A 21,900-nucleotide genomic window follows, 5' to 3' on the forward strand; every position below is an offset into this window, starting at 1 on the left:
GCCTCTCGCCGTATCGGTCCGGTGGTCAGATGGCTGCGAAGCCGACCTTCCCGATGGTGGAGGGGCCGATCTCCACGTACGCGATCTTCGCCGCCTGCACCAGAACCTTGCGGCCCTTCTCGTCGATGAGAGCGAGCACGCCGCTGCCATTGCCGCTCAGTGCGTCGGTCACAAGCTTTTCCACCTCGTCGTGCGTCTGGTCGCTGACGAGGACGAGTTCACGCGGGCTGTCCGCAACGCCGATCTTGACCTCCACTGGGGACCTCCGAAATCTCAGGCTGTACTGCTTGTCACCGCCAGGCTAATGCAGTCCGAGCACTGCCATCCGCTTGGTGTGCTCGACCTGCATCCGGTCGAACAGGGCGGCAATGCCTGCGAGGTCGCCCGAGGTGAGAATCACCAGTTCGGCAAGCTCCTCGTTCTGGGCGAGCACGTACTGGGCCTGCGTGATGGCTTCGCCCAGCAACCGGCGCCCCCACAACATCAGGCGGTCCTTCTGGAGTGGGCTTCGTTCCACGACTTCACGGACTTCACGGACGACGAACTCGGAGTGCCCGGTCGCGGCGAGCACGTCGCGCACCACCGTGGCTACCTCCGGGGCGAGCCGGTCGGCGATCTCACAGTAGAAGTCGGCGGCGATCCCGTCCCCCACGTACGCCTTGACGAGGGATTCGAGCCACGTCGACGGGGTGGTGGACGCGTGATAGGCGTCGAGAGCCTGCCGGTACGGCTCCATCGCGGCGTAGATCTCCACACCACGGTCGTCGAGCGCCGCGTTCAACGTCTCGAAGTGGCTCATCTCCGCCGCTGCCATGCTCGCGAGGGCGACACGCCCCCGTACCGACGGGGAGAACTTGGCATCCTCCGCGAGACGGTAGAACGCGGCGATCTCGCCGTAGGCGATCACCGCGAACAACTCGGCGACGCCGGGATGGTCGGCGGGGACGAGGGTCGGGCTGGATGATGCTGTGGACGGCGACGATTCGGCTCCCATGACGACAAAGCGTAGTACTACCTCGGCGAATCCGCCGGAACCGGTACAATGGTCTTTGAAGTTCGCGCTTCGAGCTGCTGAACGCAGCCCGCGAGCTTCACCGATAATGTGCGCGCACCCGACCGCGGATCGCCGCGCTTCGCCGAGCTTCTGACAATGCTCGTGCTGAGGCGCAGGCCGGTCCCCTGCCCGACCTCGTGCGTGCGTGCCGAGACCAGGAAGGCCGGACCCCTGAGCAAGATCACAATCGACCACGAAGACGACGCGACCGAAACGACCGTCTCCGCACAGCTCGACTCCACCCACGTTCCCCCCACCTTCGGAGAGCTCGGCGTCCGCGACGAAATCGTCCGGGCACTCTCCGAGGTCGGCATCGACCGTACGTTCGCAATCCAGGAGCTCACACTCCCCCTCGCCCTCGCGGGCGACGACCTCATCGGCCAGGCCCGCACGGGCATGGGCAAGACCTTCGGGTTCGGGGTCCCGCTGCTCAACCGCATCACCACCGACGGTTCGGGCACCACGACCCTCGACGGCACCCCGCGTGCGCTCGTCATCGTCCCGACGCGCGAACTGTGCGTCCAGGTGACCGGCGACCTGGTGAGCGCCGCGAAGTACTTGCCCGGCAGCGGCAAGAAGGGCCTCGAAGTCCTCTCGATCTACGGCGGACGCCCGTACGAGCAGCAGATCTCCCAGTTGCAGAAGGGCGTCGACGTCGTCGTCGGCACCCCGGGCCGGCTGCTCGACCTCGCCAACCAGGGTCACCTGATCCTCGGCAAGATCGGCGTACTCGTCATGGACGAGGCCGACGAGATGCTCGACCTGGGCTTCCTGCCCGACATCGAGCGCATTTTGACGATGGTGCCCGACAAGCGTCAGACGATGCTGTTCTCGGCCACCATGCCGGGCCCGATCATCACGCTCGCCCGCACCTTCCTGAACCGCCCGACGCACATCCGCGCGGAGGAAGCCGAGTCGTCGGCCGTGCACGAGCGCACCCAGCAGCACGTCTACCGTGCGCACGCGCTCGACAAGGCCGAACTCGTCGCGCGCGTGCTGCAGGCCGAGGGCCGCGGCGCGACCATGATCTTCACCCGTACCAAGCGCACCGCACAGAAGGTCGCCGACGATCTCGTCGAGCGTGGCTTCGCCTGCGGCGCCGTGCACGGCGACCTGGGCCAGATCGCACGCGAGAAGGCGCTCGACAAGTTCCGCGCCGGCAAGATCGACGTGCTGGTCGCCACCGATGTCGCGGCACGCGGCATCGACATCGACGACGTCACCCACGTCATCAACTACCAGTGCCCCGAAGACGAGAAGACGTACGTGCACCGCATCGGCCGTACGGGTCGCGCGGGCCGCACCGGCATCGCGATCACCCTCGTCGACTGGGACGACATTCCCCGCTGGCAACTGATCGACAAGGCGCTCGGCCTCAACATGCCCGATCCGGTCGAGACCTACTCCAGTTCGCCGCACCTCTTCGAGGAACTCGGCATTCCTGCCGGCACCACGGGGCGCGTGCACAAGCAGGCTCCGGCGCGGTCCGCCGAGAGCGAGCCCGCCGAACGTCGCCCGCGTGAGGATCGCGAGGAGACGGCGTCCCGGCCCAAGCGCAACCGCGTGCGCCGCCGCACCGTCCGCGGCAAGGCGTCCGACGGTGACACCGCTGCCGCCTCGGGCGCCGACGCTACGGAGCCGAAGGCGTCGAACGGCCAACAGAAGGACCCGCAGGCCGAGGGCGCATCCGAGCGCGCCGGTTCCGACGCACCCGCTTCCCCGGCACGGCGTCGTCGCCGTCGTCGCGGCAACGGCAACGGCAACGGCGCCGCGGGCCACGACACGGCCTCACAGGACGCCTCGAGCGCGGACACCGTCGCGGCATCGCCGGCTCAGTAGGACCCGTGCTCGCGCCGGAGCGCCGCACACGCACGGATCTGCTCGTCGCCGCCACACTCGTCGTCACCGTCCTGGTGGCGGCGAGTGTCGTCTGGCTTCGGTCCGATGCGCGCGGCACCACCTCGATCACGTGGGACGAGCCGGTGTCCGCTCCCCCGCTCGCCGGCACGCTGCCCGACACCCTCACCGAGGTGTGGCAGGCACCCAGCGGGGCCACGTCGGCGCCCGTCGCGCTCGGAGGCACCGTCGCGACGGCCGACGCGAACACGGTGGTGGGCCGGGATCCGGTCACCGGCGACGAACGATGGCGGTATGAGCGCAACCGTCCGCTGTGCGCCGCAACGGGTGCGTGGGGTTCGGTGGTCTCGGTCTACCGCGACGCACGCGGCTGCGGCCAGGTCACCGCGCTCGACTCGGACAGCGGAGCGCGCGGGGCGCAGCGAACCGGTGACGCAGACGAGGAGATCCGGCTCATCGACGCCGGCTCCCACGTCATCGCACTCGGCGACACCCGGCTCGAGATGTGGCGGTCCGACCTCGTGCGCACCGTCGAATACGGGTACGTCGACGCCCCCGTCAACCCGCGCGCCCAGCCCCGGTCCGGCTGCGAACTACTCTCCGCCGACGCCGGGACCAGCCGTCTCGCGGTACTCGAGCAGTGCCCGAACGAACCGGCCAATCGGCTCACCTTGCTGGACCCCACTCCCGACGACAGTCAGAAACCCGAGCAATACGCGTCGTCGGTGCTGCCGGACGCACAGACCGGAGCAGGCGCACGCATCGTCGCCGTACTCGGTGAACGCACCGCTGTGTACATGCCGCCGGGACCCGGCGGCGGCCCACGCATCGCGGTGTACGACGGCTCGGGCGCACTCGTCGACACCCACGACCTCGGACGTGTCGCCGGCAACGGCACCGCACCCGCCACCGAACAGGAGGGGGTACTGGTCTGGTGGACGGGTCTCGACACGGTCGCCCTCTCCCCCGAGGATTTCGCACCGGCATGGACCGTCGAGGACACCCTCGGGACCGGAGCGGCGATGGCCGGCTCACTGCTCCTGCCGGTCGACGACGCGGTCGCGGCGGTCGATCCCGCGTCCGGCAACGTCCGGCGGCGGATTCCCGTCGAACGAGGCGACGCACCGGACGTGGACGTCGCGGTCACCGGTGAACTCGTGCTCGAGCAACGCGGAGACCAGGTCGTCGCGCTGCGCTGACGACGCCGGGGTCAGTCCAGCGTGGGCAGTGCGGTGTCCTTCGTCCACGACGCGAGCAGGTTCTCGGCCAGTTCCCGGTAGGCGTCCGCGCCCTTGTTCTTCCGACCGGCGAGCACGGTCGAACCCGATGCAGACGCCTCGGCGAACCGCACGGTTCGCGGGATGGGTGGCGAGAGCACCGGCAGGTCGTACCGGTCCGACACGTCGGCGAGCACGTCACGACTGTGTGTGGTCCGCGAGTCGTACAGCGTGGGAAGTGCGCCGAGGAGTTCGAGTTCGGGGTTGGTGATCTGCTTGATCTCCTGGACCGTCCGCAGAAGCTGACCGACGCCGCGGTGTGCGAGCGTTTCGCACTGCAGCGGGACGAGGACGGAGTCTGCCGCGGTGAGCCCGTTGAGGGTGAGCACCCCGAGGGACGGAGGACAGTCGACGATCACCACGTCGAAGTCGTCCGCGACCGTCGCCAGTGCGCGTTTGAGGGTGTATTCCCGGCCCGGTTTCATGAGCAGCATCGCCTCGGCACCGGCCAGGTCGATGGTCGCGGGCATGAGCGTGATGCCTTCTCCCGCCTCGACCAGCACCTCCTGCACCTTGGTCTCCCCCACGAGGACGTCGTGCACCGACTTGTCGAGCCGGTCCGGGTTGTGGCCCAGGGAGAAGGTGAGACATCCCTGGGGATCGAGGTCGACGAGGAGCACCCGCTGTCCCAGCGCGGACAGGGCGGCCCCCAGCGACGCGACGGTGGTGGTCTTGGCGACGCCACCCTTCTGGTTTGCCACTGCAAGTACGGTTGTCACGGGTCGATCCTCGCGTATTCGGCGCTCCGGTGTGCGGTAACGACGCGGCATCTTCCCGGCACATCGTGCAGACCCCTCCGACGCTCCCGAAAGGCGTACCGCCCGTGATCCGCAGAGTCCGTCCCGACGATGTCGACGCCGTTACCGGCCTGATCTACGACCTTGCGGAGTACGAGAAGGCCCGGCACGAGTGCACTGTGACGACCGAACAGATCCGGTCCGCGTTGTTCGGTCCGGAGCCGTCGGTGTTCGGCCATGTGGCGGAAGAGGCGGACGGCACCGTCGTCGGGGTCGCGCTGTGGTTCCGGAACTTCTCCACGTGGGACGGGGTCCACGGCGTGTATCTCGAGGACCTCTACGTCCGGCCGGAACATCGCGGTGCGGGACACGGGCGCGCGCTGCTCTCCGCACTGGCCCACGAATGCGTGGAGCGCGGTTACACCCGGCTGAGCTGGTCCGTGCTGAACTGGAACGAGCCGTCCATCGGTTTCTACCGGTCGCTGGGTGCGGTCCCTCAGGACGAGTGGACGACGTTCCGTCTCAGCGGTGACGCGTTGCGCGAGCTCGGCGCCTGACCGGCCTCCGACGCGGCCCGGTTCAGTGCTCGTCCTCGGGCACGTAGTCGCGGGCGAGCCACCGGGTGGTGGCGGGGCTGAAGAGGAGCACGAGCGCCGGCACCACGATCAGCCCCATGAGCGCACCGAGGAACACCTGATGGGAATCGGTGAGGAGCGACCACACCACGGGCAACAGCAGAAGCTGCGCGACGACAGCGATCGAACGTCCCCAGTGCGCGCCGCGCAGGAGCGCGATGCCCGCGGCCAGGACGCCGCCGAAGAGGATCGACAGCCACAGCGCGAGGCCGTAGCCGTTACTCACCGACTGGTCGTAGTTACCCGACCATGCCCGGATGACCGAGTACACCGCGAACCCGATGGCGATGACGCCTTCGAGCACGACGAGCGACCCGGCAACCTTGACGGTCGACGGGGTACGGGTACGAGGTGTTTCAGTGGGCACCCGACCAGCGTAGTGGACCGGCGCGATAGCACTTAGGCTGATGCTCCGTGCGTGCCCTGCTGATCGTGAACCCGAACGCGACGACCACCACTCCGGCCGGTCGTGACCGGCTGGCTCACGCGCTGTCGGGCAGAACGCAGCTCACCGTGGCGCATACGACGCACCGGGGGCATGCCGCGGACCTGGCACGTTCCGCACACGCGGACGGGATGGATGTCGTCATCGCTCACGGTGGCGACGGCACCGTGAACGAGATCGTCAACGGCCTGCTGGGGCCTTCCCCCGACCGTGGTCCCGATCCGACGCTGCCTCGCCTCGCCGTGGTGCCGGGCGGATCGGCGAACGTGTTCGCTCGCTCTCTCGGGATCGCACCGGACCCGATGGAGGCGACGGAACAACTGCTCGCCCTGCTCGCCGATCGCACGGCCCGCCGCATCGGGCTCGGCCACTGCGACGGGCGGTGGTTCGTATTCAACGCGGGGCTCGGTCTCGACGCGCAGGTGTGCGAAGCGGTCGATCTGAGTCGTCTCAGCGGCAAGAAGGCGACGAGTTCGCGGTATGTGCGACATGCGATCACACAGTTCTTCGCGTCGAAGCGGATCGAACCGGCACTCACGCTCGAAGTGCCGGGCCAGGATCCGGTCGCCGGGGTGTATTACGCCTTCGTGTCCAACTCGAGCCCGTGGACCTTTCTCGACAGGCGCCCGGTGCACACGAACCCGGGTACGTCGTTCGGCACGGGCCTCGGGGTCTTCGCGATGGCGACGATGCGGGTCGTGCCGAGCCTTCGCGTCGTGCGGCAGTTGCTCGCGAAGCAGGGAGATCCGTCGTCTCCGTATCTGTTGCGCGCGGACGACGTCACGCACGTGCGCGCACGGTCGACGCGACCGATCGGTCTGCAGGTGGACGGCGACTACCTGGGGCTTCGCACCGATGTGGAGTTCGTGTCCGTGCCTTCGATACTCGAAGTCGTCGCTCCTGCACAGTGAGCAGCGTGCTCGAATGTTGTGATTCTGCTTACTTTTCGGCCGAACAGGTGTAGAAAGAAGGATTGACGAATGCTTCGCCCCTTCGTCGGCGTGAGCTTCCACACGGTCGCGGTCGATTCTCTTGACTTCACGCAAGTTCGTGAAAGCATTCACAAGTAACCGCGCGGAAATACTTCGCGCCGAAAGCGTGAACACGCACAGACAATCATCCGGTGCACAGCACCATCGAAGGAGAGTAGAAGCATGGACTGGCGCCACGAAGCCATCTGCCGCGACGAGGATCCGGAACTGTTCTTCCCTGTGGGCAACAGTGGACCGGCTCTCGCGCAGATTGCCGATGCCAAGCTCGTGTGCAACCGCTGCCCCGTCACCGCCGAGTGCCTCTCGTGGGCCCTCGAATCGGGTCAGGACGCCGGCGTATGGGGCGGCATGAGCGAAGACGAGCGACGCGCACTCAAGCGCCGCAACGCCCGCACCCGGGCTCGCACCACGGTCTGACGATCGCGACTTGTACGAAGGCCCGGCCCCCGAGGGGACCGGGCCTTCGTACGTCGTAGGTGTCTCGCCGACAACGTGGATCAGGTTCCGGCAACCTTGCCGAGTGCCAGTCGCAGGCGCGCGTCGGTTCCGCCGGTCTCGTTCGCGGCCAGGTCGAGCGTGCCGCCGAGTTCGGCAGCGACCAGCGTCCGCACGATCTGCAGCCCGAGACGGTCGGAATCTTCGAGACGGAACCCCTCGGGCAGGCCTTTGCCCTCGTCCCGCACGACGACGTCGAGCCACCGGGCCGACCGGTTCGCCCGGACCGTCACCGTGCCGTGAACACCGGGGTCGAATGCGTGCTCGACGGCGTTCTGCACGAGTTCGGTGAGCACCATCACGAGCGGGGTAGCGCGATCCGCGGGGAACACACCGAGGTTTCCCTCACGGCGCACCCGGATCTGGCTGCCCACCGCCGAGACATCCACCACGATCGGGATCAACTGGTCGAAAACACCGTCGAGGTCGACCTCTTCGTCGACCGACATCGACAGGGCTTCGTGCACCAGCGCAATCGACGTGACCCGGCGCACCGCTTCGCCGAGCGCCTCTTTGGCCTCGACATTGCCGGTGCGCCTCGCTTGCAGCCGCAGCAGCGCCGCGACCGTCTGCAGGTTGTTCTTCACCCGGTGGTGGATTTCCCGGATCGTGGCGTCCTTGCTGAGCAGGGCACGGTCACGGCGTTTGACCTCGGTGACGTCGCGGATGACCACAGCGGCGCCCTCGATGCGGCCGCCGGGCGACAGGACGAGAGCACGGATGAGCACCGTCGCTCCGCGCGCCTCCACCTCCATGCGCTGTCCCAGCCGTCCGTGCACGGCCCCGCTGAGATATTCGGAGACGTCCGCACTTTCGAACGGATCCGTCACGAGGGAGCGGGTCGTCTCGACGAGGTCCTGACCCAGCAGGTCGGAATTGAATCCCATGCGGTGGTACGCGGACAATGCATTCGGGCTGGCGTAGACGACGCGGCCCTCACGGTCGAGACGGATGAAACCGTCACCGGCGCGGGGGCTGGACTTCGTGTCCGACCGTGCTTCCGGAGTGGGGAACGTTCCCTCGCTGATCATGCTGTAGAGCGCATCGGCACATTCGAGATATGCCGTCTCGAGCGCACTCGCCGAGCGCCGTGACACCCGCGCGGCGTCCCGGCTCAGTACCGCGACCACCTGCCCGGCCCACCGCACCGGCACGGCCTGACGCAAATGGATCGAGTCGCTGGATCCGCGACGGACCGTGACGATCTCGCCCGATTTGAAAGCCTTACGGACATAAGGATGTTCGTCGTCGGACACGACGGTCCCCACCGCATCCTCCGGGATGACGGTCGAGGCGGTGGTGGGACGGCACTGCGCCACACACACGATCCCGTCGGGCGCGGCGTCCACCCACAGCAACACGTCCGCGAACGACAGGTCGGCGAGCAGTTGCCACTCCCCGACGACGCGCTGCAGGTGGTCGACAGCGGCACCGGGAAGATCGGTGTGGGTGGCGAGAAGGGCACTGAGGGTGGACACGGAGGCCGCCTTCTTGTTCAGGAGATGACCGCGATGAGATCGCCCTGCTGGATCACATCTCCCACGGCGACGCCGACCGACGTCACCGTGCCCGAGGTCTCCGCGAGCACCGGGATCTCCATCTTCATCGACTCGAGGATGACCAGGGTGTCGCCTTCCGCGACGACCTGTCCCTCGCTCACCACCACCTCGAAGACCGTGGATACCATCTCGGCCCGTACGTCCTCTGCCATCGAACACCTCATTCCGCGAACCGGACGGTGGACCTGCCGACAGGACCACTCGACCGCACGTGAAACACTGTAATGAAAGAGAAAGGAGATCCAACCATGGGTAAGCGAGGCCGCAAGAAGCGTAGCCGCAAGGGGAACGCCGCCAACCACGGCAAGCGTCCCAACGCCTGAGGCGTTCGGAAACACGGAAGGACCGGAAAGCGTTGCTTTCCGGTCCTTCTTGCTCGGGGGCCGAGTCGGTCAGTTCTGGGCGTCGCGGTGGTGGTGCACCACCACATTCCGGCGGATCTCCAGCACCAGGCGTTCCCGCAGTCCCGCCGGCGCATGCTCTCCGCCACACTTGCGGCTCAGCAGGGACTTGATCTTCTCCTCGATGCCGTAGGCCTCGAGGCAGGCACCACAGTCGTCGAGGTGCCCCTGGAGTCTCGCTCGCGCATCCTCGTCACACTCGGAATCCAGCAACAGATACACGTCCGCAATGACCGCAGAGCAGTCCACCCGCTCGAAGTCTGTCGGCTCGCTCACTGCGAGACTCCCTTCCTGTTCTTGCTGTTCTCGCTGTTCCCGGACGGTTCACCCGCGCCCGGTTCCACATCCACTGCCGCATCGACTCCACCGCCGCGATTGAAGCCGCGTTCGCGAGCCACGTCGCCGAGCAGGCCACGCAGTTGCTTGCGGCCGCGGTGCAGGCGCGACATCACCGTCCCGATCGGGGTTCCCATGATCTCGGCGATGTCCTTGTACGGAAATCCCTCGACGTCGGCGTAATACACCGCCATGCGGAAGTCTTCGGGGAGTTCCTGCAACGCCGCCTTGATGTCGTCGTCGGGCAGCGCGTCGAGCGCCTCGACCTCCGCTGAACGGAGCCCCGTCGACGAGTGCTCCGCGGTCGCCGCGAGCTGCCAGTCGGTGATCTCGTCCGTCGGATACTGCGCGGGCTGCCGCTGCCGCTTCCGGTAGGAGTTGATGTAGGTGTTCGTGAGGATGCGGTACAGCCAGGCCTTGATGTTCGTGCCTTCACGGAAGGACGCGAACGCGGAAAACGCCTTGATATACGTCTCCTGGACGAGATCTTCGGCGTCAGCCGGGTTGCGGGTCATCCGCAACGCAGCACCGTAGAGCTGGTCGAGCAGCGGCAGTGCCTCACGCTCGAACCGTTCGGCCAATTGTTCGACAGACTCCTCGACCACACCGATCCCTTCACCGACGTTCTCCGTGAAGGCTACCGGTCCTGCCGTAGCCGGACGGGGCGGGCAAAGGATTGCCAACAGGGTCTCCGATCCTCGAGCAACAGCGGTCGCGCCGGCGGGCACGTCCGAAGGGGTCAACACACCGCATACCGGACTTGTTCCCGACGGGCGGCGAGTCGGCGCGCGGGTCGGCTGGTCGGCGGCGGTGTCTCCGCGCCAAGGGGGATAGATGACGCCGGCGAGGACCGGATCTCGGCATTCGGCCGTCGGGTCTCCTGGCTACCCTTGCGCCGTGACGCTCCACATCCATCGCGCCGATTTCTCCGACCCCCGCCTGGCCGCATTCCTCCAGGCTCATCTGGACGAGCTCGCCCCGACGGCGCCCCCGGAGAGCAGGCACGCCCTGGACCTGTCCGGTCTCCGGCAGCCGGGCGTGCGGCTCTGGGTCGGCGAGTGGGGTGAGGCAATCGCAGCGACAGGTGCCCTCGCCGCACTCGGGCAGGAGCACGAAGAGCTCAAGTCGATGCGCACGGACCCTCGCCGGAGAGGACACGGTGTGGGCCGGGAAATCCTGCGCCACCTGCTCGCCGACGCGGTCTCACGCGGTGTCCGGCAAATCTCGCTGGAGACGGGAAGCACGGAGTTCTTCGCTCCGGCGCGGGCACTGTATGCCGGCGCGGGCTTCGTCGTCTGTGGGCCCTTCGGTGATTACCGGGACGATCCCCACAGCGTCTACATGACGTTGACTCTGCCGCTTCGGCCGGTGGCGCCGAGTACGCGTCCTTTGCTTGCGAAGCGGGCGCCGAACCCCGAAGGGTGCGGCGCCCGCTCTCATCCGTCCTGAACGTCCGTCCTGAACGTCCGTCCTGATGTCTCGGTCTCCTCCGTGCGGAAGACCCGGCGTCAGCTGAAGGAGTTTCGTCCCTCGAGTGCCGACGCGACGAGATTGTCCTTGGGAAGGGCGGTGCCCGACGACACGGCGTCGGTCCACATCTCGGTGCTCGCGACCGCGGCGAAGTTGGAGTGGAACAGCGTCATCAGTGTGGTGTGAACCTGCTCGGCAGAAACCTTGCCCGCTGCGTTGGCGAGGTGGATCGCGCCGGTGGCGTCGGAGATGATCTCCGCGACGAGGCCGTGCACTTCGGCTTCTGCGGCAGTGGCCAGATCGCAGTTGTTGGTCATGTAACCGACGATCGTGATGGTGTCGACGTTCTGCTCACGCAGCCACTGCGCCACGTCGGTGTTGCCGAACACCGATCCGTAGTTCTTGGTGACCTGCTTCCAGTGCGGCTTGACCCGGGCGGCCACGTCCGGATGCAGCTGCCAGCCGTGCGACCCTTCCGCGTAGACAGGAGCTTCGGCCGGGAGTGTGTGCTGGACGACGGCGACGGGCAGTCCGGCGGCGTCGGCGTGGTCGAGGATCCGGGTGATGTTCGCAAGGGTCGCCTCGCGCGGGGGATATTGAATCTGCATGGGACCGTCGAAGTACTCGTTCTGCACGTCGACGACGAGCAGCGCGCGGCGGGGGGACGTCATGGTGTTCTCCTTCTCGAGACCGAGTGGTCGAGTGTGCGGATGCGCCGAATTGTTCGGGCGTCCGTGTCGTACCGGGATTGTGCTTGTCAGAGTCCGGGCAGACCGTAGTGATCGGCCATGAGTTCCACTGTCCGGGCCTGGGCCTGCCGGGAGTGGCCCACCAGAACCAGCATCACCTCGTCGACGCCGGTGTGCTCGTGGAGTTGCTCGAGGCGGTGGGCCACGGTCGGCGCTGTGCCGTGCAGCGTGCGGTCCGTCCATTCGTCCAGGATCTGCCGCTCCTGGGCCGTGGCGGGGTACGCCTCGACGTCTTCCGGACGGAGCAGGGAGTACGGCTCGCGCCGGAACATCCGCAACATGCCCATCGCGGTGGACGCGGATTGACGCCGGGCCTCCACGGGATCGTCGTCGGCAACGACTCCGACGCTGACCAGACCGTACGGCTCCGCGAGCACGGCGGACGGCCGGAAATGCTTGCGGTACAGCGCCATAGCGGTGACGACATCGGCGCTGCCGAATTGCAAGGCGAAGGCATAGGGCAGCCCTAGCCGCCCTGCCAACTGCGCGGAGTACGGCGAGGAACCCAGGATCCACACGCCGGGCCGGGTCGTGGCTCGGGGTACTTCGTTCTGCTCGGCCTGCCACGGACCGGGTACCGCGTGAACGTCGCGGTAAGGATGTCCCTGCGGAAACTCGTCGTCGAGAAACCCGAGCAGTTCCAGAACCTGCTGAGGAAAGTCGTCGCCGGCGCCACGATGCCGCCGCAGCGCTGCCGCGGTCGCGCCGTCCGTGCCGGGTGCCCGGCCGACGCCGAGATCGATCCGCCCGGGGGCCAGGGTGTCGAGCATGCCGAACTGTTCGGCAATCACCAGGGGCGCATGGTTGGGCAGCATGACCCCGCCCGCACCGAGCCGGATGCGTTCGGTTTCGCCGGTCAATCGCGCCACCATCAATTGGGGTGACGACGTGGCAGCGCCCGGCATCGCGTGGTGTTCGGACATCCAGAAACGTCGGTATCCCCGCCGGTCGGCCAGCTTCGCCAGCGCGATGATCTCCTGGAAGGTCTCCTGAACGGTGCTCCCGACGCCGGTATGTGCGTTGTCGAGCACGGAAAGGGAAAAAGGGGCGGTGCCGGACGTGCGCGGCTCGAGCATGAAGCGATCTCAACTCTCACGGAAACAGTTGCCATTCAACGTGAGGTTCACTGTACGGGGATCTCACGGAAAACCACAACGGTTACCATGAGAGGCATGGTGACGATTCCGCTCCCGCCGGCGCCCGGCGCCGAGACTCACTGGAGTCTGGCGCTGGTCAACAGCACCGTGAGCCTCCCCGGCGGACTCGAGGCAGACGAATTGAGCACGCCGACGGAGGCCACCGGATGGCTGATCGGTCACGGTCTCGCGCCTCGCGACACCGAACTTCTGGCCTACTGCCGGAGCCAACTCGTCGGATTGCGGACGGACCTGCGCACGGTGTTCGCCGCCCATGTGAACGGGAACGCTCCCGATCCGGCGGCACTGGAGGGCATCAACCGAGCACTCACCACCGTGCCCAGCGCGGTCGTCCTCAGGTACGAGGAGAAGACGGGATTACGCCGGACCTCGATCCATCCGACGACTCGGATCGTCGAGCACGCGATGATGCAGATCGCCGAGGACGCCGCCGCGTTGCTGACCGGCGAGAGCGCATCGCTCATATCCCGCTGCGGTGCGACCCCGTGCGATCGCTTCCTGCTGCGCACTCACGCACGCCGGTACTGGTGCTGCACTCGGTGCGGCGACCGGGTGCGGGCCGCGCGAGCCTATGCGCGCCGGTCGCCGCAGCGCGTTGCCACAGAATGAGGGAACGCTGTTGCCTAAGGTGAGCACATGGCATCCACGTCGACCCCCGCCACCACGCTTCTCACCCGCGAGAAGGTGCCCCACGTGGTCCACGAATACCCCCACGACCCTCGGTCCGGCTCTTTCGGATCCGAGGCGGTCGAGGCGCTCGCCGACCGCCTCGGCGTGGTGCCCGCCCAGATCTTCAAGACACTCGTGATCGCCCTGCCGTCCGGCAAGCTGGGCGTCGCCGTCGTCCCCGTCCCGGAGACGCTGTCGCTCAAGGCCGCGTCGGCGGCGCTCGGTGGCGGCAAGGCCACGATGGCCGAGCGCGCCGCCGCGGAACGCGCGACCGGCTACGTACTCGGTGGCATCTCCCCGCTCGGTCAGCGCAAACGCCTCCCGACGGTGATCGACGCGTCGGCGGGCCACTGGGACAAGGTGTTGTGCAGCGCGGGGCGGCGCGGCCTCGAAATCGAACTCGCCCCCGCGGACCTGATCCGCCTGACCGGAGCCGTGGTCGCCCCGGTCGCAGCAGGTCACTGACGGCGCAGCCGCTACAGCAACGCCATCTGGTCGCCGGCGCCGTCGTCGGGCACGAGCAGTTCCGGGCCGTTGTTGCGCACGCTGTTGACCTTGTCCGACACCCTGCGGATCCGAATCCGCGCCACGGCGTCTTCGCTCGGCACGATGAGGTCGGGGTGTCCGAGGCTGTCGGGATCGAGCCAGGCATCCCACCGCTCGGGCGGGAGCATCAGGGGCATCCGGTGGTGCATATTGCCCAGTTGCGCAACGGAATCCGCGGTGAGGATCGTGGTGCTCATCAGCGGTGGCGCGTCGGGGGTACGCGGATCGCGCCACACCGCCCACAGACCCGCCATGTAGACGCGTGCACCGTCGGCGGGCGCCATGAAATACGGCACCTTGCGGGTCTTGCCGTCCGGCGCCGGTTCCACCTGCCACTCGTACCAGCCGTCCATCGGAACGAGGCACCGTCGGTAACGCAGCGAATGCGCGAACGACGGTTTGGTTGCCACCGACTCGGACCGTGCATTGAACAGCGGAGCGCCCGAAGACACCTCCTTCGCGAACGGAGGCACCAGTCCCCAGCGCATCCGCCGGATACGGCGCCGCGCCGGGCCGTCCGCATCGTCGCGGTCGTGCCGCGCCACCACGGTGAGCACCTGCGTGGTGGGCGCGACGTTGTAGTCGGGCCGCAGTTCCTCGTCGCCCGTCTCGTCGATCGCGTCGAGTTCCATCGCGAGAGTGGCCGGATCGGCCGTCGACGCATACCTGCCGCACATGCCCACGAGTGTGGCAGCGACCGCCGACACGGCACACACCGGTCGCGCGGACGGGTGGGAGTCGATGCCCGGGCGGACCATGGGCGAAGATGGACGGGTGAGCCTGTGGAAAGCACCCCGAGCCGTGTCCCCCGTCGACGCGTCCGTGACGCTGCCTGGATCCAAGTCCATCACCAACCGTGCCCTCGTCCTGGCGGCCCTGGCGGCCGGCCCCTCGACGGTGACCGGAGCGCTGCGCAGCCGCGACACCGACCTCATGATCGCTGCGCTGCGAACCCTCGGAGCGGCGATCACCGAGCGCGACGGCGGCACCACCCTGGACGTGACTCCGGGACCCCTGCGAGCCGGCGCGGTGGACTGCGGCCTCGCGGGGACCGTGATGCGCTTCGTTCCGCCGGTGGCTGCGCTGGCCGACGGGGACGTCCGCTTCGACGGGGACGAGCAGGCACGATCCCGGCCGATGGGCACGGTGCTGGACGCACTCCGGGCACTCGGCGCAGACATCGACGGCGACACGCTGCCCTTCACGGTCCACGGTCGCGCCGGCGTGCGCGGCGGGTCCGTCACGATCGACGCGTCCGGGTCGTCGCAGTTCGTGTCCGGTCTGTTGCTGTCCGCCGCGAGGTTCGACGACGGTGTGACCGTGCACCACGACGGCAAGCCCGTCCCGTCCACCCCGCACATCGACATGACGGTCGACATGCTCCGCAACGCGGGCGTGCACGTCGACACCTCGGAGGCGAACACGTGGCGGGTGCTGCCCGGCCCGATCGCCGCCCACGACGTGGTCGTCGAACCCGACCTCTCGAATGCCACCCCGTTTCTCGCCGCCGCCGCGGTCACCGGAGGCACAGTGTCGGTCCCGTGCTGGCCGGAGAAGACCACGCAGGCGGGCGACGCCATCCGGGACATCCTCGAGCGCATGGGAGCGGCTGTGTCGCTGTCGGACGGGACGCTCACGGTGCGGGGACCGGCCACGCTCACCGGCATCGACATCGACCTGCACGACGTCGGTGAACTGACGCCCACGGTGGCCGCGGTGGCCGCGCTGGCATCGACCCCCTCGCGTCTTCGCGGTATCGCACACCTGCGGGGCCACGAGACCGACCGGCTCGCCGCGCTGGCAGCCGAGATCGGCCGGCTCGGCGGCATCGCCACGGAAACCGAGGACGGCCTCCTGATCGAACCGGCCACCCTGACAGGCGGTGTCTGGCACTCCTACGCCGACCACCGGATGGCGACTGCCGGCGCGATCCTCGGTCTCGTCGTCGACGGCGTCGAGGTCGAGGACATCGGCACGACCGCCAAGACCCTCCCCGGATTCGAAGGTCTGTGGGCGGCGATGTTGACGGGAGCACGCTCCTGAGCCGGCGGCAGTACGACGAGTCCGACGTCCGGGTCCGTCCGGGCAAGAGTTCGCGACCGCGTACCAAGGATCGGCCCGCCCATCTCGATGCGGTGGAGGGCATGGTGTTCTCGGTGGACCGTGGGCGCTGGGGGGTCGTCCTGGGTGGCGATCCGCAGCGGCCCGTGGTGGCAATGCGCGCACGCGAACTGGGCCGTACGCCGATCGTGGTCGGAGACAGGGTGGGGGTGGTCGGCGACCTTTCCGGCCGTCCCGACAGCCTGTCGCGCATCGTGCGGGTCGAGGAACGCACCACCGTGCTCCGCAGGACAGCCGACGACACGGACCCGTTCGAACGGATCGTGGTGGCGAACGCGTCGCAACTGCTCATCGTCGTCGCGCTCGCCGATCCGCCGCCCCGCACCGGGCTCGTGGAGCGCGCGCTGGTCGCCGCGTACGCGGGCGGGCTCGCCCCGATGCTGGGGCTGACCAAGAGCGATCTCGCCGACCCGGAGGAATTCGCGTCGCAGTTCGCCGATCTGGACATCCCCGTGCTGGCCGTCGGCCAGGACAACGATCTTTCCGATCTCACCGAGCGTCTCACCGGCCGGGTCACCGCATTGATCGGCCACTCCGGCGTCGGCAAATCGACCCTTGTCAATCGCCTCGTCCCCGACGCCGACCGCGCCACGGGTGTGGTCTCCGGTGTCGGGAAGGGCCGGCACACGTCGACCCAGTCCGTCGCGCTTCCGCTTCCGTCCGGTGGCTGGGTGGTCGACACTCCGGGCATCCGGTCGTTCGGGCTCGCGCATATCCAGCCCGATGACGTCGTCGCGGCCTTCACCGATCTCGCCGCGGCGGTCGCCGACTGCCCCCGCGGCTGTACGCATCTCGGGCCGCCCGCCGACCCCGAGTGCGCGCTCGACCGCCTCGAGGGCAAGTCGCTGCGCCGGGCGCAGGCCGTGCGCGAACTGCTCGCCTCGCTGGCGTCCAACGACTCCTGGTGATCGAATGCATCGAACCCCGGCACCAGTTCCGGTGCCGGGGTTCGATCATCGTTCGGGGCGTGCAGCACACGCTCGCGAACTCAGCGCATGCCGAGAATCCTGCGGACGAGACCGCGCTTGCGGGTCGTCTCGATCGTGGTGGCCAGACCGCGCCGGCGTCCTGTGACCGGATCGATCTCCGCCGGGCCACCGAAGCCCCGCTCCGATGCGGTCTCGGGGGCGGCGTCGCGGTCGTCCTTGAGGAACTTGTCGGGTAGCGAGAGCTTCGCGATGGTGCGCCAGGACTTCCAGTACTGCACGGCCAGCGGACCGGTGGTGTACGGCAGGTCGTACTTGTCGCACAACTGCCGCACGCGCACGGCGATCTCCGCGTACCGGTTGGACGGCAGGTCCGGGTAGATGTGGTGCTCGATCTGGTAGCTCAGGTTGCCGGTCATGAAGTCCATGATCTTGCCGCCGGAGATGTTGGCGGACCCGAGCATCTGCCGGAGGTACCACTCGGCGTGCGTCTCGTTCTCGACGTCCTGCTTCGTGAACTTCTCCGCACCGTCCGGGAAGTGCCCGCAGAAGATCACGGCGTTGGTCCACACGTTGCGGACGAAGTTCGCCGTGGCGTTCGCGGTGATCGTGGTCTTCCACGACTTGCCCGTGAGCGCCGGATAGACGACGTAGTCGCGCAGGTCCTGCTTCGCGATCTTCGCGAGCACCTCGGCGCCGTGCTTCTTGGTGATCTCGCGGTCGTCGCGACCCTGGATGACCTTGCCGAGTTCGAGCAACTGGATCGCGATGCCGTACTGGAACAGCGACGCCAGGATCGCGTTGTAGGCGATGTTGCCGAGGTAGAACGGCTTCCAACGCTGGTCGCGGGTGACGCGGAGCAACCCGTAGCCCACATCGTCGTCCATACCCAGGATGTTCGTGAACTTGTGGTGCAGGTGGTTGTGGGTGATCTTCCAGTGCGCCGACGGATCGACGTTGTCCCACTCCCAGTTGGCGGAGTGGACCTCTGGGTCGTTCATCCAGTCCCACTGCCCGTGCATCACGTTGTGCCCGAGCTCCATGTTCTCGATGATCTTCGACAACGAGAGCATTCCGGTGCCCAGCCACCACAGCGAGCGCTTCTTGGAACCGAACAGGACCAGACGTCCACCGACCTCGAGGCCGCGCTGCAACCGGATCGTGTTGCGGACGTATCGGGCGTCGCGCTCACCGCGCGACTCCTCGATATCGCGCCGGATGGCATCGAGCTCGCGGCCGATGGCCTCGACGTCCGCCTCCGTAAGGTGCGCGTATTCCTTGATGTCCGATATCGCCATGGCGGCTACTCTACCGTAGGTTACGGCTCCGTAGGTTAGGCGATTTCGGACGTGTGATCGGAATCACTTACGGGCGGGCGGCGTCGATTACTGCCGATTCCGGCGACGCGCACGTCGCATCGCCACCGTGTGCTCGGCATGCGAGCGCAGCGCGGTGAGCAACCCACGGCGACGTCCCGTGACGGGGTCCTCGGTGAGAGCCGGCAGTGCTGCGGCAGCACGGAGTCGCTCGAACTTACGCTCCGACGACGTCTCCGGCGCATCGTCGGACGTCGCCCGCAGAAGGGTGTCCGGCAACGCCAGTTTGTGGATGGTGCGCAGTGCCAGCATGTACTGCCGTCCGATCGGTCCGGTCGTGTACGGCAGGTCGTACTTGCCGCACAGCGCACGGACCCGGGCCGCGATCTCCCGGTAGCGATTGCTCGGCAGGTCCGGAAAGAGGTGGTGCTCGATCTGGTAGCTGAGGTTGCCGGTCATGAAGTCCATGACCCGGCCACCGGTGATGTTCGCGCTACCGAGCAACTGCCGCAGGTACCACTGACCGCGCGACTCGTCCTCGAACTGCTCGACCGTGAACTTTTCGGCGCCGTCCGGGAAGTGTCCGCAGAAAATCACCAGGTACGCCCAGATATTGCGCACGACATTGGCCGTCAGGTTCGCCGTGAGCGTGCTGCGCCATGCCGGTCCGGTCGCGGCGGGGAACAGCACCAGGTCCTTGAACACCTGGCGGCCGGCCTTCGCCACGAACTCGCGGTCGGGCCCGGACATCCTGGGCCGCGGACCGTCACCGAGTTGTTTCTCCCACGCGATCCGCTGCGCCGTCAGATCGTGCAGCGCGATACCCCACTCGAATGTCAGCGCGAGGACCACGTTCGCGACCGGCTGCAGCAGGTTGATCGGGCGCCACTTCTCGTCGCGGGTCATGCGCAGGATGCCGAATCCGACGTCCTCGTCCATCCCCACGATGTTCGTGTACGTGTGGTGCTCGTAGTTGTGGGCGCGCTTCCAATGAGCGGACGGGCCGGTCTGGTCCCATTCCCACGACGTGGAGTGGATTTCCGGATCGTTCATCCAGTCCCACTGCCCGTGCATCACGTTGTGCCCGAGCTCCATGTTCTCGATGATCTTCGCGAGCGACAACGCGGTCGTGCCGAGCAGCCAGCGTGAGCGCCGCCGCGAGCCGAGCAGCACGATCCGGCCGACGATCTCGAGCGTTCGCTGCAGCCGAATCGTGTTGTGGATGTACCGCGCGTCACGCGGCCCACGCGAATTCTCGACGTCGCGCCGGATGGCATCGAACTCTGTTGCCAAAGCGTCGATATCGGCGTCGGTCAGATGCGCGAACTCGCGGATGTCGGTGATGGCCAAGCGGGTCCCTCTCGTCGTTCATGGTTGTGCCCTCAGGGCATCGATTGTGCGGTCGAGGCCTCAGGCGTCGATGGTGCAGTCGCCGGCCGCAACGGAGATGCAGGTCTGGACTCGCTCGCCCTCTCCATGCTCCTCGCCCGACCGGAGATCTACCACATACCCCTTCTGGAGCGGCACCACACAAGTCTGACAGATTCCCATCCGGCAACCGAAGGGCATGAGCGCTCCTGCGCTCTCCCCCGCCTCGAGAACGGTGGTGGCACCGTCGGCGGTCACCGTCTTGCCGGATTTCGCGAACGTGATCGTTCCCCCGGCTCCGGAGGTATCGGCCCGTGTGACCGCGAAGCGCTCGAGATGCACGCGATCTTCGAGGCCCGCCTTCTCCCAGTGAGCGCTGATATCGGCGAGCATCTGCTGCGGTCCGCACGCCCAGGTCTGACGCTCCCGCCAGTCCGGACATACCTCGTCTAGCTGCGACAGGGCGAATTTGCCCTGTTCACGCGTGTATTGCAGGTGGCAGCGGTAGCGGTCGTGGTTGGCGTCGAACTGCTCGAGTTCGGACCGGAACATCACGTCCTCGGCGGTGGGCGCCGAGTGCACATGCACGACGTCGGCAATGTCGACGCCACGGTCGGCCGCACGCCGATCGAGGGTGCGGAGCATCGACATGATCGGTGTGACGCCGCTGCCGGCCGTCAGGAACAGGATCTTCTCGGGCGGCGGATCAGGAAGAACGAAGTCGCCCTGCGGAGCCGCGAGGCGCACGATTGTGCCTTCCGGCACACCACCGACGAGATGGCTCGACAGGAACCCCTCGGGCATCGCCTTCACCGCGATCGAGATGACCTTGTCGGTGCGGATCGGGGTGGAGGTCAGCGAGTACGACCGCCAATGCCACTTGCCGTCGATGTGCAGGCCGATGCCGATGTACTGACCGGGCGAGTACCCGAAGTCGAAGCCCCAGCCGGGCCTGATGACGATGGTTGCGGAGTCGGGGGTCTCGGAACGGACCTCGACGATGCGCCCACGAAGCTCACGCGCCGACCACAACGGGTTGATCAAGTGCAGATAATCATCGGGCAACAGTGGGGTCGTGAGTCGCGCGACCGCGCCTCGCACCACGTTGGACAGAGATCGCTCACCCGGTGCCACATGGGCCGCGGGCCTTTCGATCCATTCCTTGAAACCCATCGACCGATTCTCCTCACGCTGGAACTACGACCGCGAAGGTTATCAGAGGTTACGGTTCCGTAGGTTACGTGGAGACTCCACTCACAAGCGTCCTCGTTCCGAGCGGTCAGAGCAATTCCAGCAGGAACTGCAACTCCTGCGCCGCGTACCACGCCAGTTCGTGATCCTCGGCGTCGCCGAGCACGAACTCGGCCTCCTCGTCGCCCAGATCGCCCGCGTCGACAACCTCCATCGCACGCGCGACGTCCGCTTCCGCGGCCTTCAGATCCACGTGCACGGACGCGACGGCGCTCATCGGGATCGGCCCGGCGAGGCGCACCACGGCGTCGTCGAGATCGGGGCGCGGGGTTGCGCCCTCGACATCCGCGGCGATCACGACACGCCGCGTCCCGAACTCCGGGGTCGCCCCGGTGTCCTCGGCAGCCAGCAGCCGCACCGAGGCACGCGCTGCCTCGGACATGGCCACCTCCGCGAGCTCGTCGTCGTCGCCGGAGGTGTAGGCCTCACGCAAGGTGGGCGTTACCGCGAACGCTGTACGCCCCACCGCGTCGAGCTCGTTCTCGGCGACGAGACGCTGCAGCATCCCGAGCGTCGCCGGTACATAGACACGCGTCACT

General features: G+C 67.5%; 26 protein-coding genes. 11 read left to right on the forward strand and 15 right to left on the reverse strand.

All coding sequences use genetic code 11. The features are described from left to right. Window positions 1-25: 25 nt before the first annotated feature. Together ACFWBU_RS04265 and ACFWBU_RS04270 are read right to left on the reverse strand one after the other, a co-directional pair. The gene (locus ACFWBU_RS04265) at window positions 26-256 is read right to left on the reverse strand and encodes a DUF3107 domain-containing protein (protein ID WP_169619749.1); all 231 of its coding nucleotides are present in this window, start codon (window positions 254-256) and stop codon (window positions 26-28) included. Window positions 257-301: 45 nt separating this feature from the next. Next, a complete protein-coding gene (locus tag ACFWBU_RS04270) occupies window positions 302-994 on the reverse strand; it encodes a ferritin-like fold-containing protein (RefSeq protein WP_169619750.1) in 693 nt (230 codons plus the stop codon). A gap of 201 nt (window positions 995-1,195) precedes the next feature. Here ACFWBU_RS04270 and ACFWBU_RS04275 point away from each other — a divergent pair, with 201 nt between their 5' ends. Together ACFWBU_RS04275 and ACFWBU_RS04280 are read left to right on the forward strand one after the other, a co-directional pair. Then, complete coding sequence (locus ACFWBU_RS04275) at window positions 1,196-2,893, forward strand: DEAD/DEAH box helicase (RefSeq protein WP_378527607.1); 1,698 nt, start codon at window positions 1,196-1,198, stop codon at window positions 2,891-2,893. Between the two features lie 5 nt (window positions 2,894-2,898). Next, window positions 2,899-4,110 (forward strand): hypothetical protein, encoded by a 1,212-nt coding sequence (locus tag ACFWBU_RS04280; RefSeq protein ID WP_378527608.1) that lies wholly within the window; start codon window positions 2,899-2,901, stop codon window positions 4,108-4,110. An 11-nt stretch (window positions 4,111-4,121) separates the two neighbouring features. On the opposite strand, the gene ACFWBU_RS04285 is transcribed toward ACFWBU_RS04280, so the two are convergent. Continuing rightward, window positions 4,122-4,907, reverse strand: coding sequence for an AAA family ATPase (locus ACFWBU_RS04285; RefSeq protein WP_169651694.1), 786 nt, complete (start codon window positions 4,905-4,907; stop codon window positions 4,122-4,124). A 104-nt stretch (window positions 4,908-5,011) separates the two neighbouring features. Between ACFWBU_RS04285 and ACFWBU_RS04290 the strand changes: the two genes are divergently transcribed. Continuing rightward, the gene (locus tag ACFWBU_RS04290; protein ID WP_378527609.1) at window positions 5,012-5,482 is read left to right on the forward strand and encodes a GNAT family N-acetyltransferase; all 471 of its coding nucleotides are present in this window, start codon (window positions 5,012-5,014) and stop codon (window positions 5,480-5,482) included. A gap of 22 nt (window positions 5,483-5,504) precedes the next feature. Here ACFWBU_RS04290 and ACFWBU_RS04295 read toward each other — a convergent pair whose 3' ends face one another. Beyond that, complete coding sequence (locus tag ACFWBU_RS04295) at window positions 5,505-5,927, reverse strand: hypothetical protein (protein ID WP_169619755.1); 423 nt, start codon at window positions 5,925-5,927, stop codon at window positions 5,505-5,507. A 47-nt stretch (window positions 5,928-5,974) separates the two neighbouring features. On the opposite strand from ACFWBU_RS04295, the gene ACFWBU_RS04300 reads away from it, so the two are divergent. Both ACFWBU_RS04300 and ACFWBU_RS04305 read left to right on the forward strand, forming a co-directional pair. After that, entirely contained in the window at window positions 5,975-6,916 is a 942-nt protein-coding gene (locus ACFWBU_RS04300; protein WP_169651692.1) for a diacylglycerol kinase family protein, read from the forward strand. A 243-nt stretch (window positions 6,917-7,159) separates the two neighbouring features. Beyond that, window positions 7,160-7,414 carry a WhiB family transcriptional regulator gene (locus ACFWBU_RS04305; RefSeq protein WP_072699424.1) on the forward strand — a complete coding sequence of 85 codons (255 nt, stop codon included), beginning with the start codon at window positions 7,160-7,162 and terminating at the stop codon, window positions 7,412-7,414. A gap of 80 nt (window positions 7,415-7,494) precedes the next feature. Here ACFWBU_RS04305 and ACFWBU_RS04310 read toward each other — a convergent pair whose 3' ends face one another. Beyond that, a complete protein-coding gene (locus ACFWBU_RS04310) occupies window positions 7,495-8,970 on the reverse strand; it encodes a sensor histidine kinase (RefSeq protein WP_169619757.1) in 1,476 nt (491 codons plus the stop codon). Between the two features lie 17 nt (window positions 8,971-8,987). Beyond that, the gene (locus ACFWBU_RS04315) at window positions 8,988-9,203 is read right to left on the reverse strand and encodes a biotin/lipoyl-binding carrier protein (protein ID WP_169619758.1); all 216 of its coding nucleotides are present in this window, start codon (window positions 9,201-9,203) and stop codon (window positions 8,988-8,990) included. Window positions 9,204-9,299: 96 nt separating this feature from the next. On the opposite strand from ACFWBU_RS04315, the gene ACFWBU_RS04320 reads away from it, so the two are divergent. Further along, window positions 9,300-9,374 (forward strand): 50S ribosomal protein bL37, encoded by a 75-nt coding sequence (locus ACFWBU_RS04320; protein WP_022597109.1) that lies wholly within the window; start codon window positions 9,300-9,302, stop codon window positions 9,372-9,374. 69 nt (window positions 9,375-9,443) lie between these two features. Here the strand turns inward: ACFWBU_RS04320 and rsrA are convergent, their stop codons facing one another. Together rsrA and ACFWBU_RS04330 are read right to left on the reverse strand one after the other, a co-directional pair. Then, the gene (gene rsrA / locus ACFWBU_RS04325) at window positions 9,444-9,728 is read right to left on the reverse strand and encodes a mycothiol system anti-sigma-R factor (protein ID WP_169619759.1); all 285 of its coding nucleotides are present in this window, start codon (window positions 9,726-9,728) and stop codon (window positions 9,444-9,446) included. Then, window positions 9,725-10,393 (reverse strand): sigma-70 family RNA polymerase sigma factor, encoded by a 669-nt coding sequence (locus tag ACFWBU_RS04330; RefSeq protein ID WP_378527610.1) that lies wholly within the window; start codon window positions 10,391-10,393, stop codon window positions 9,725-9,727. Before ACFWBU_RS04330 ends, rsrA begins: the two co-directional genes overlap by 4 nt. A gap of 292 nt (window positions 10,394-10,685) precedes the next feature. Between ACFWBU_RS04330 and ACFWBU_RS04335 the strand changes: the two genes are divergently transcribed. Beyond that, window positions 10,686-11,237 carry a GNAT family N-acetyltransferase gene (locus ACFWBU_RS04335; RefSeq protein ID WP_378527611.1) on the forward strand — a complete coding sequence of 184 codons (552 nt, stop codon included), beginning with the start codon at window positions 10,686-10,688 and terminating at the stop codon, window positions 11,235-11,237. Between the two features lie 59 nt (window positions 11,238-11,296). Here the strand turns inward: ACFWBU_RS04335 and ACFWBU_RS04340 are convergent, their stop codons facing one another. Together ACFWBU_RS04340 and ACFWBU_RS04345 are read right to left on the reverse strand one after the other, a co-directional pair. Next, window positions 11,297-11,929: an isochorismatase family protein gene (locus tag ACFWBU_RS04340; RefSeq protein ID WP_378527613.1), complete on the reverse strand. Its 633-nt coding sequence runs from the start codon at window positions 11,927-11,929 to the stop codon at window positions 11,297-11,299. 86 nt (window positions 11,930-12,015) lie between these two features. Then, window positions 12,016-13,083, reverse strand: coding sequence for an LLM class flavin-dependent oxidoreductase (locus ACFWBU_RS04345; protein ID WP_378527614.1), 1,068 nt, complete (start codon window positions 13,081-13,083; stop codon window positions 12,016-12,018). Between the two features lie 96 nt (window positions 13,084-13,179). Between ACFWBU_RS04345 and ACFWBU_RS04350 the strand changes: the two genes are divergently transcribed. After that, window positions 13,180-13,773, forward strand: coding sequence for an ABATE domain-containing protein (locus ACFWBU_RS04350; protein WP_169619782.1), 594 nt, complete (start codon window positions 13,180-13,182; stop codon window positions 13,771-13,773). A 27-nt stretch (window positions 13,774-13,800) separates the two neighbouring features. Continuing rightward, on the forward strand, window positions 13,801-14,298 hold the full coding sequence (gene ybaK / locus ACFWBU_RS04355; RefSeq protein ID WP_169619783.1) for a Cys-tRNA(Pro) deacylase: 498 nt from the start codon (window positions 13,801-13,803) through the stop codon (window positions 14,296-14,298). A gap of 11 nt (window positions 14,299-14,309) precedes the next feature. On the opposite strand, the gene ACFWBU_RS04360 is transcribed toward ybaK, so the two are convergent. Further along, window positions 14,310-15,056, reverse strand: a complete 747-nt coding sequence (locus ACFWBU_RS04360; protein WP_296550018.1) for an SOS response-associated peptidase — start codon at window positions 15,054-15,056, stop codon at window positions 14,310-14,312. A 79-nt stretch (window positions 15,057-15,135) separates the two neighbouring features. Here ACFWBU_RS04360 and aroA point away from each other — a divergent pair, with 79 nt between their 5' ends. Together aroA and rsgA are read left to right on the forward strand one after the other, a co-directional pair. Next, window positions 15,136-16,422, forward strand: coding sequence for a 3-phosphoshikimate 1-carboxyvinyltransferase (gene aroA, locus ACFWBU_RS04365; protein WP_378527690.1), 1,287 nt, complete (start codon window positions 15,136-15,138; stop codon window positions 16,420-16,422). Further along, on the forward strand, window positions 16,389-17,408 hold the full coding sequence (gene rsgA, locus ACFWBU_RS04370; RefSeq protein ID WP_378527615.1) for a ribosome small subunit-dependent GTPase A: 1,020 nt from the start codon (window positions 16,389-16,391) through the stop codon (window positions 17,406-17,408). Before aroA ends, rsgA begins: the two co-directional genes overlap by 34 nt. Before the next feature lie 80 nt (window positions 17,409-17,488). On the opposite strand, the gene ACFWBU_RS04375 is transcribed toward rsgA, so the two are convergent. The 4 genes from ACFWBU_RS04375 to ACFWBU_RS04390 form a co-directional block, all read right to left on the reverse strand. Then, complete coding sequence (locus ACFWBU_RS04375; protein ID WP_169651685.1) at window positions 17,489-18,724, reverse strand: fatty acid desaturase; 1,236 nt, start codon at window positions 18,722-18,724, stop codon at window positions 17,489-17,491. A gap of 87 nt (window positions 18,725-18,811) precedes the next feature. Next, complete coding sequence (locus ACFWBU_RS04380; RefSeq protein WP_169619787.1) at window positions 18,812-20,092, reverse strand: acyl-CoA desaturase; 1,281 nt, start codon at window positions 20,090-20,092, stop codon at window positions 18,812-18,814. A 60-nt stretch (window positions 20,093-20,152) separates the two neighbouring features. Continuing rightward, window positions 20,153-21,283 (reverse strand): ferredoxin reductase, encoded by a 1,131-nt coding sequence (locus ACFWBU_RS04385; protein WP_169619788.1) that lies wholly within the window; start codon window positions 21,281-21,283, stop codon window positions 20,153-20,155. Between the two features lie 106 nt (window positions 21,284-21,389). After that, complete coding sequence (locus ACFWBU_RS04390; RefSeq protein ID WP_378527616.1) at window positions 21,390-21,899, reverse strand: DUF6912 family protein; 510 nt, start codon at window positions 21,897-21,899, stop codon at window positions 21,390-21,392. Window position 21,900: the final 1 nt, after the last annotated feature.

Source organism: Rhodococcus sp. NPDC060084 (assembly GCF_042730335.1).
Taxonomy (GTDB): Bacteria; Actinomycetota; Actinomycetes; order Mycobacteriales; family Mycobacteriaceae; genus Rhodococcus.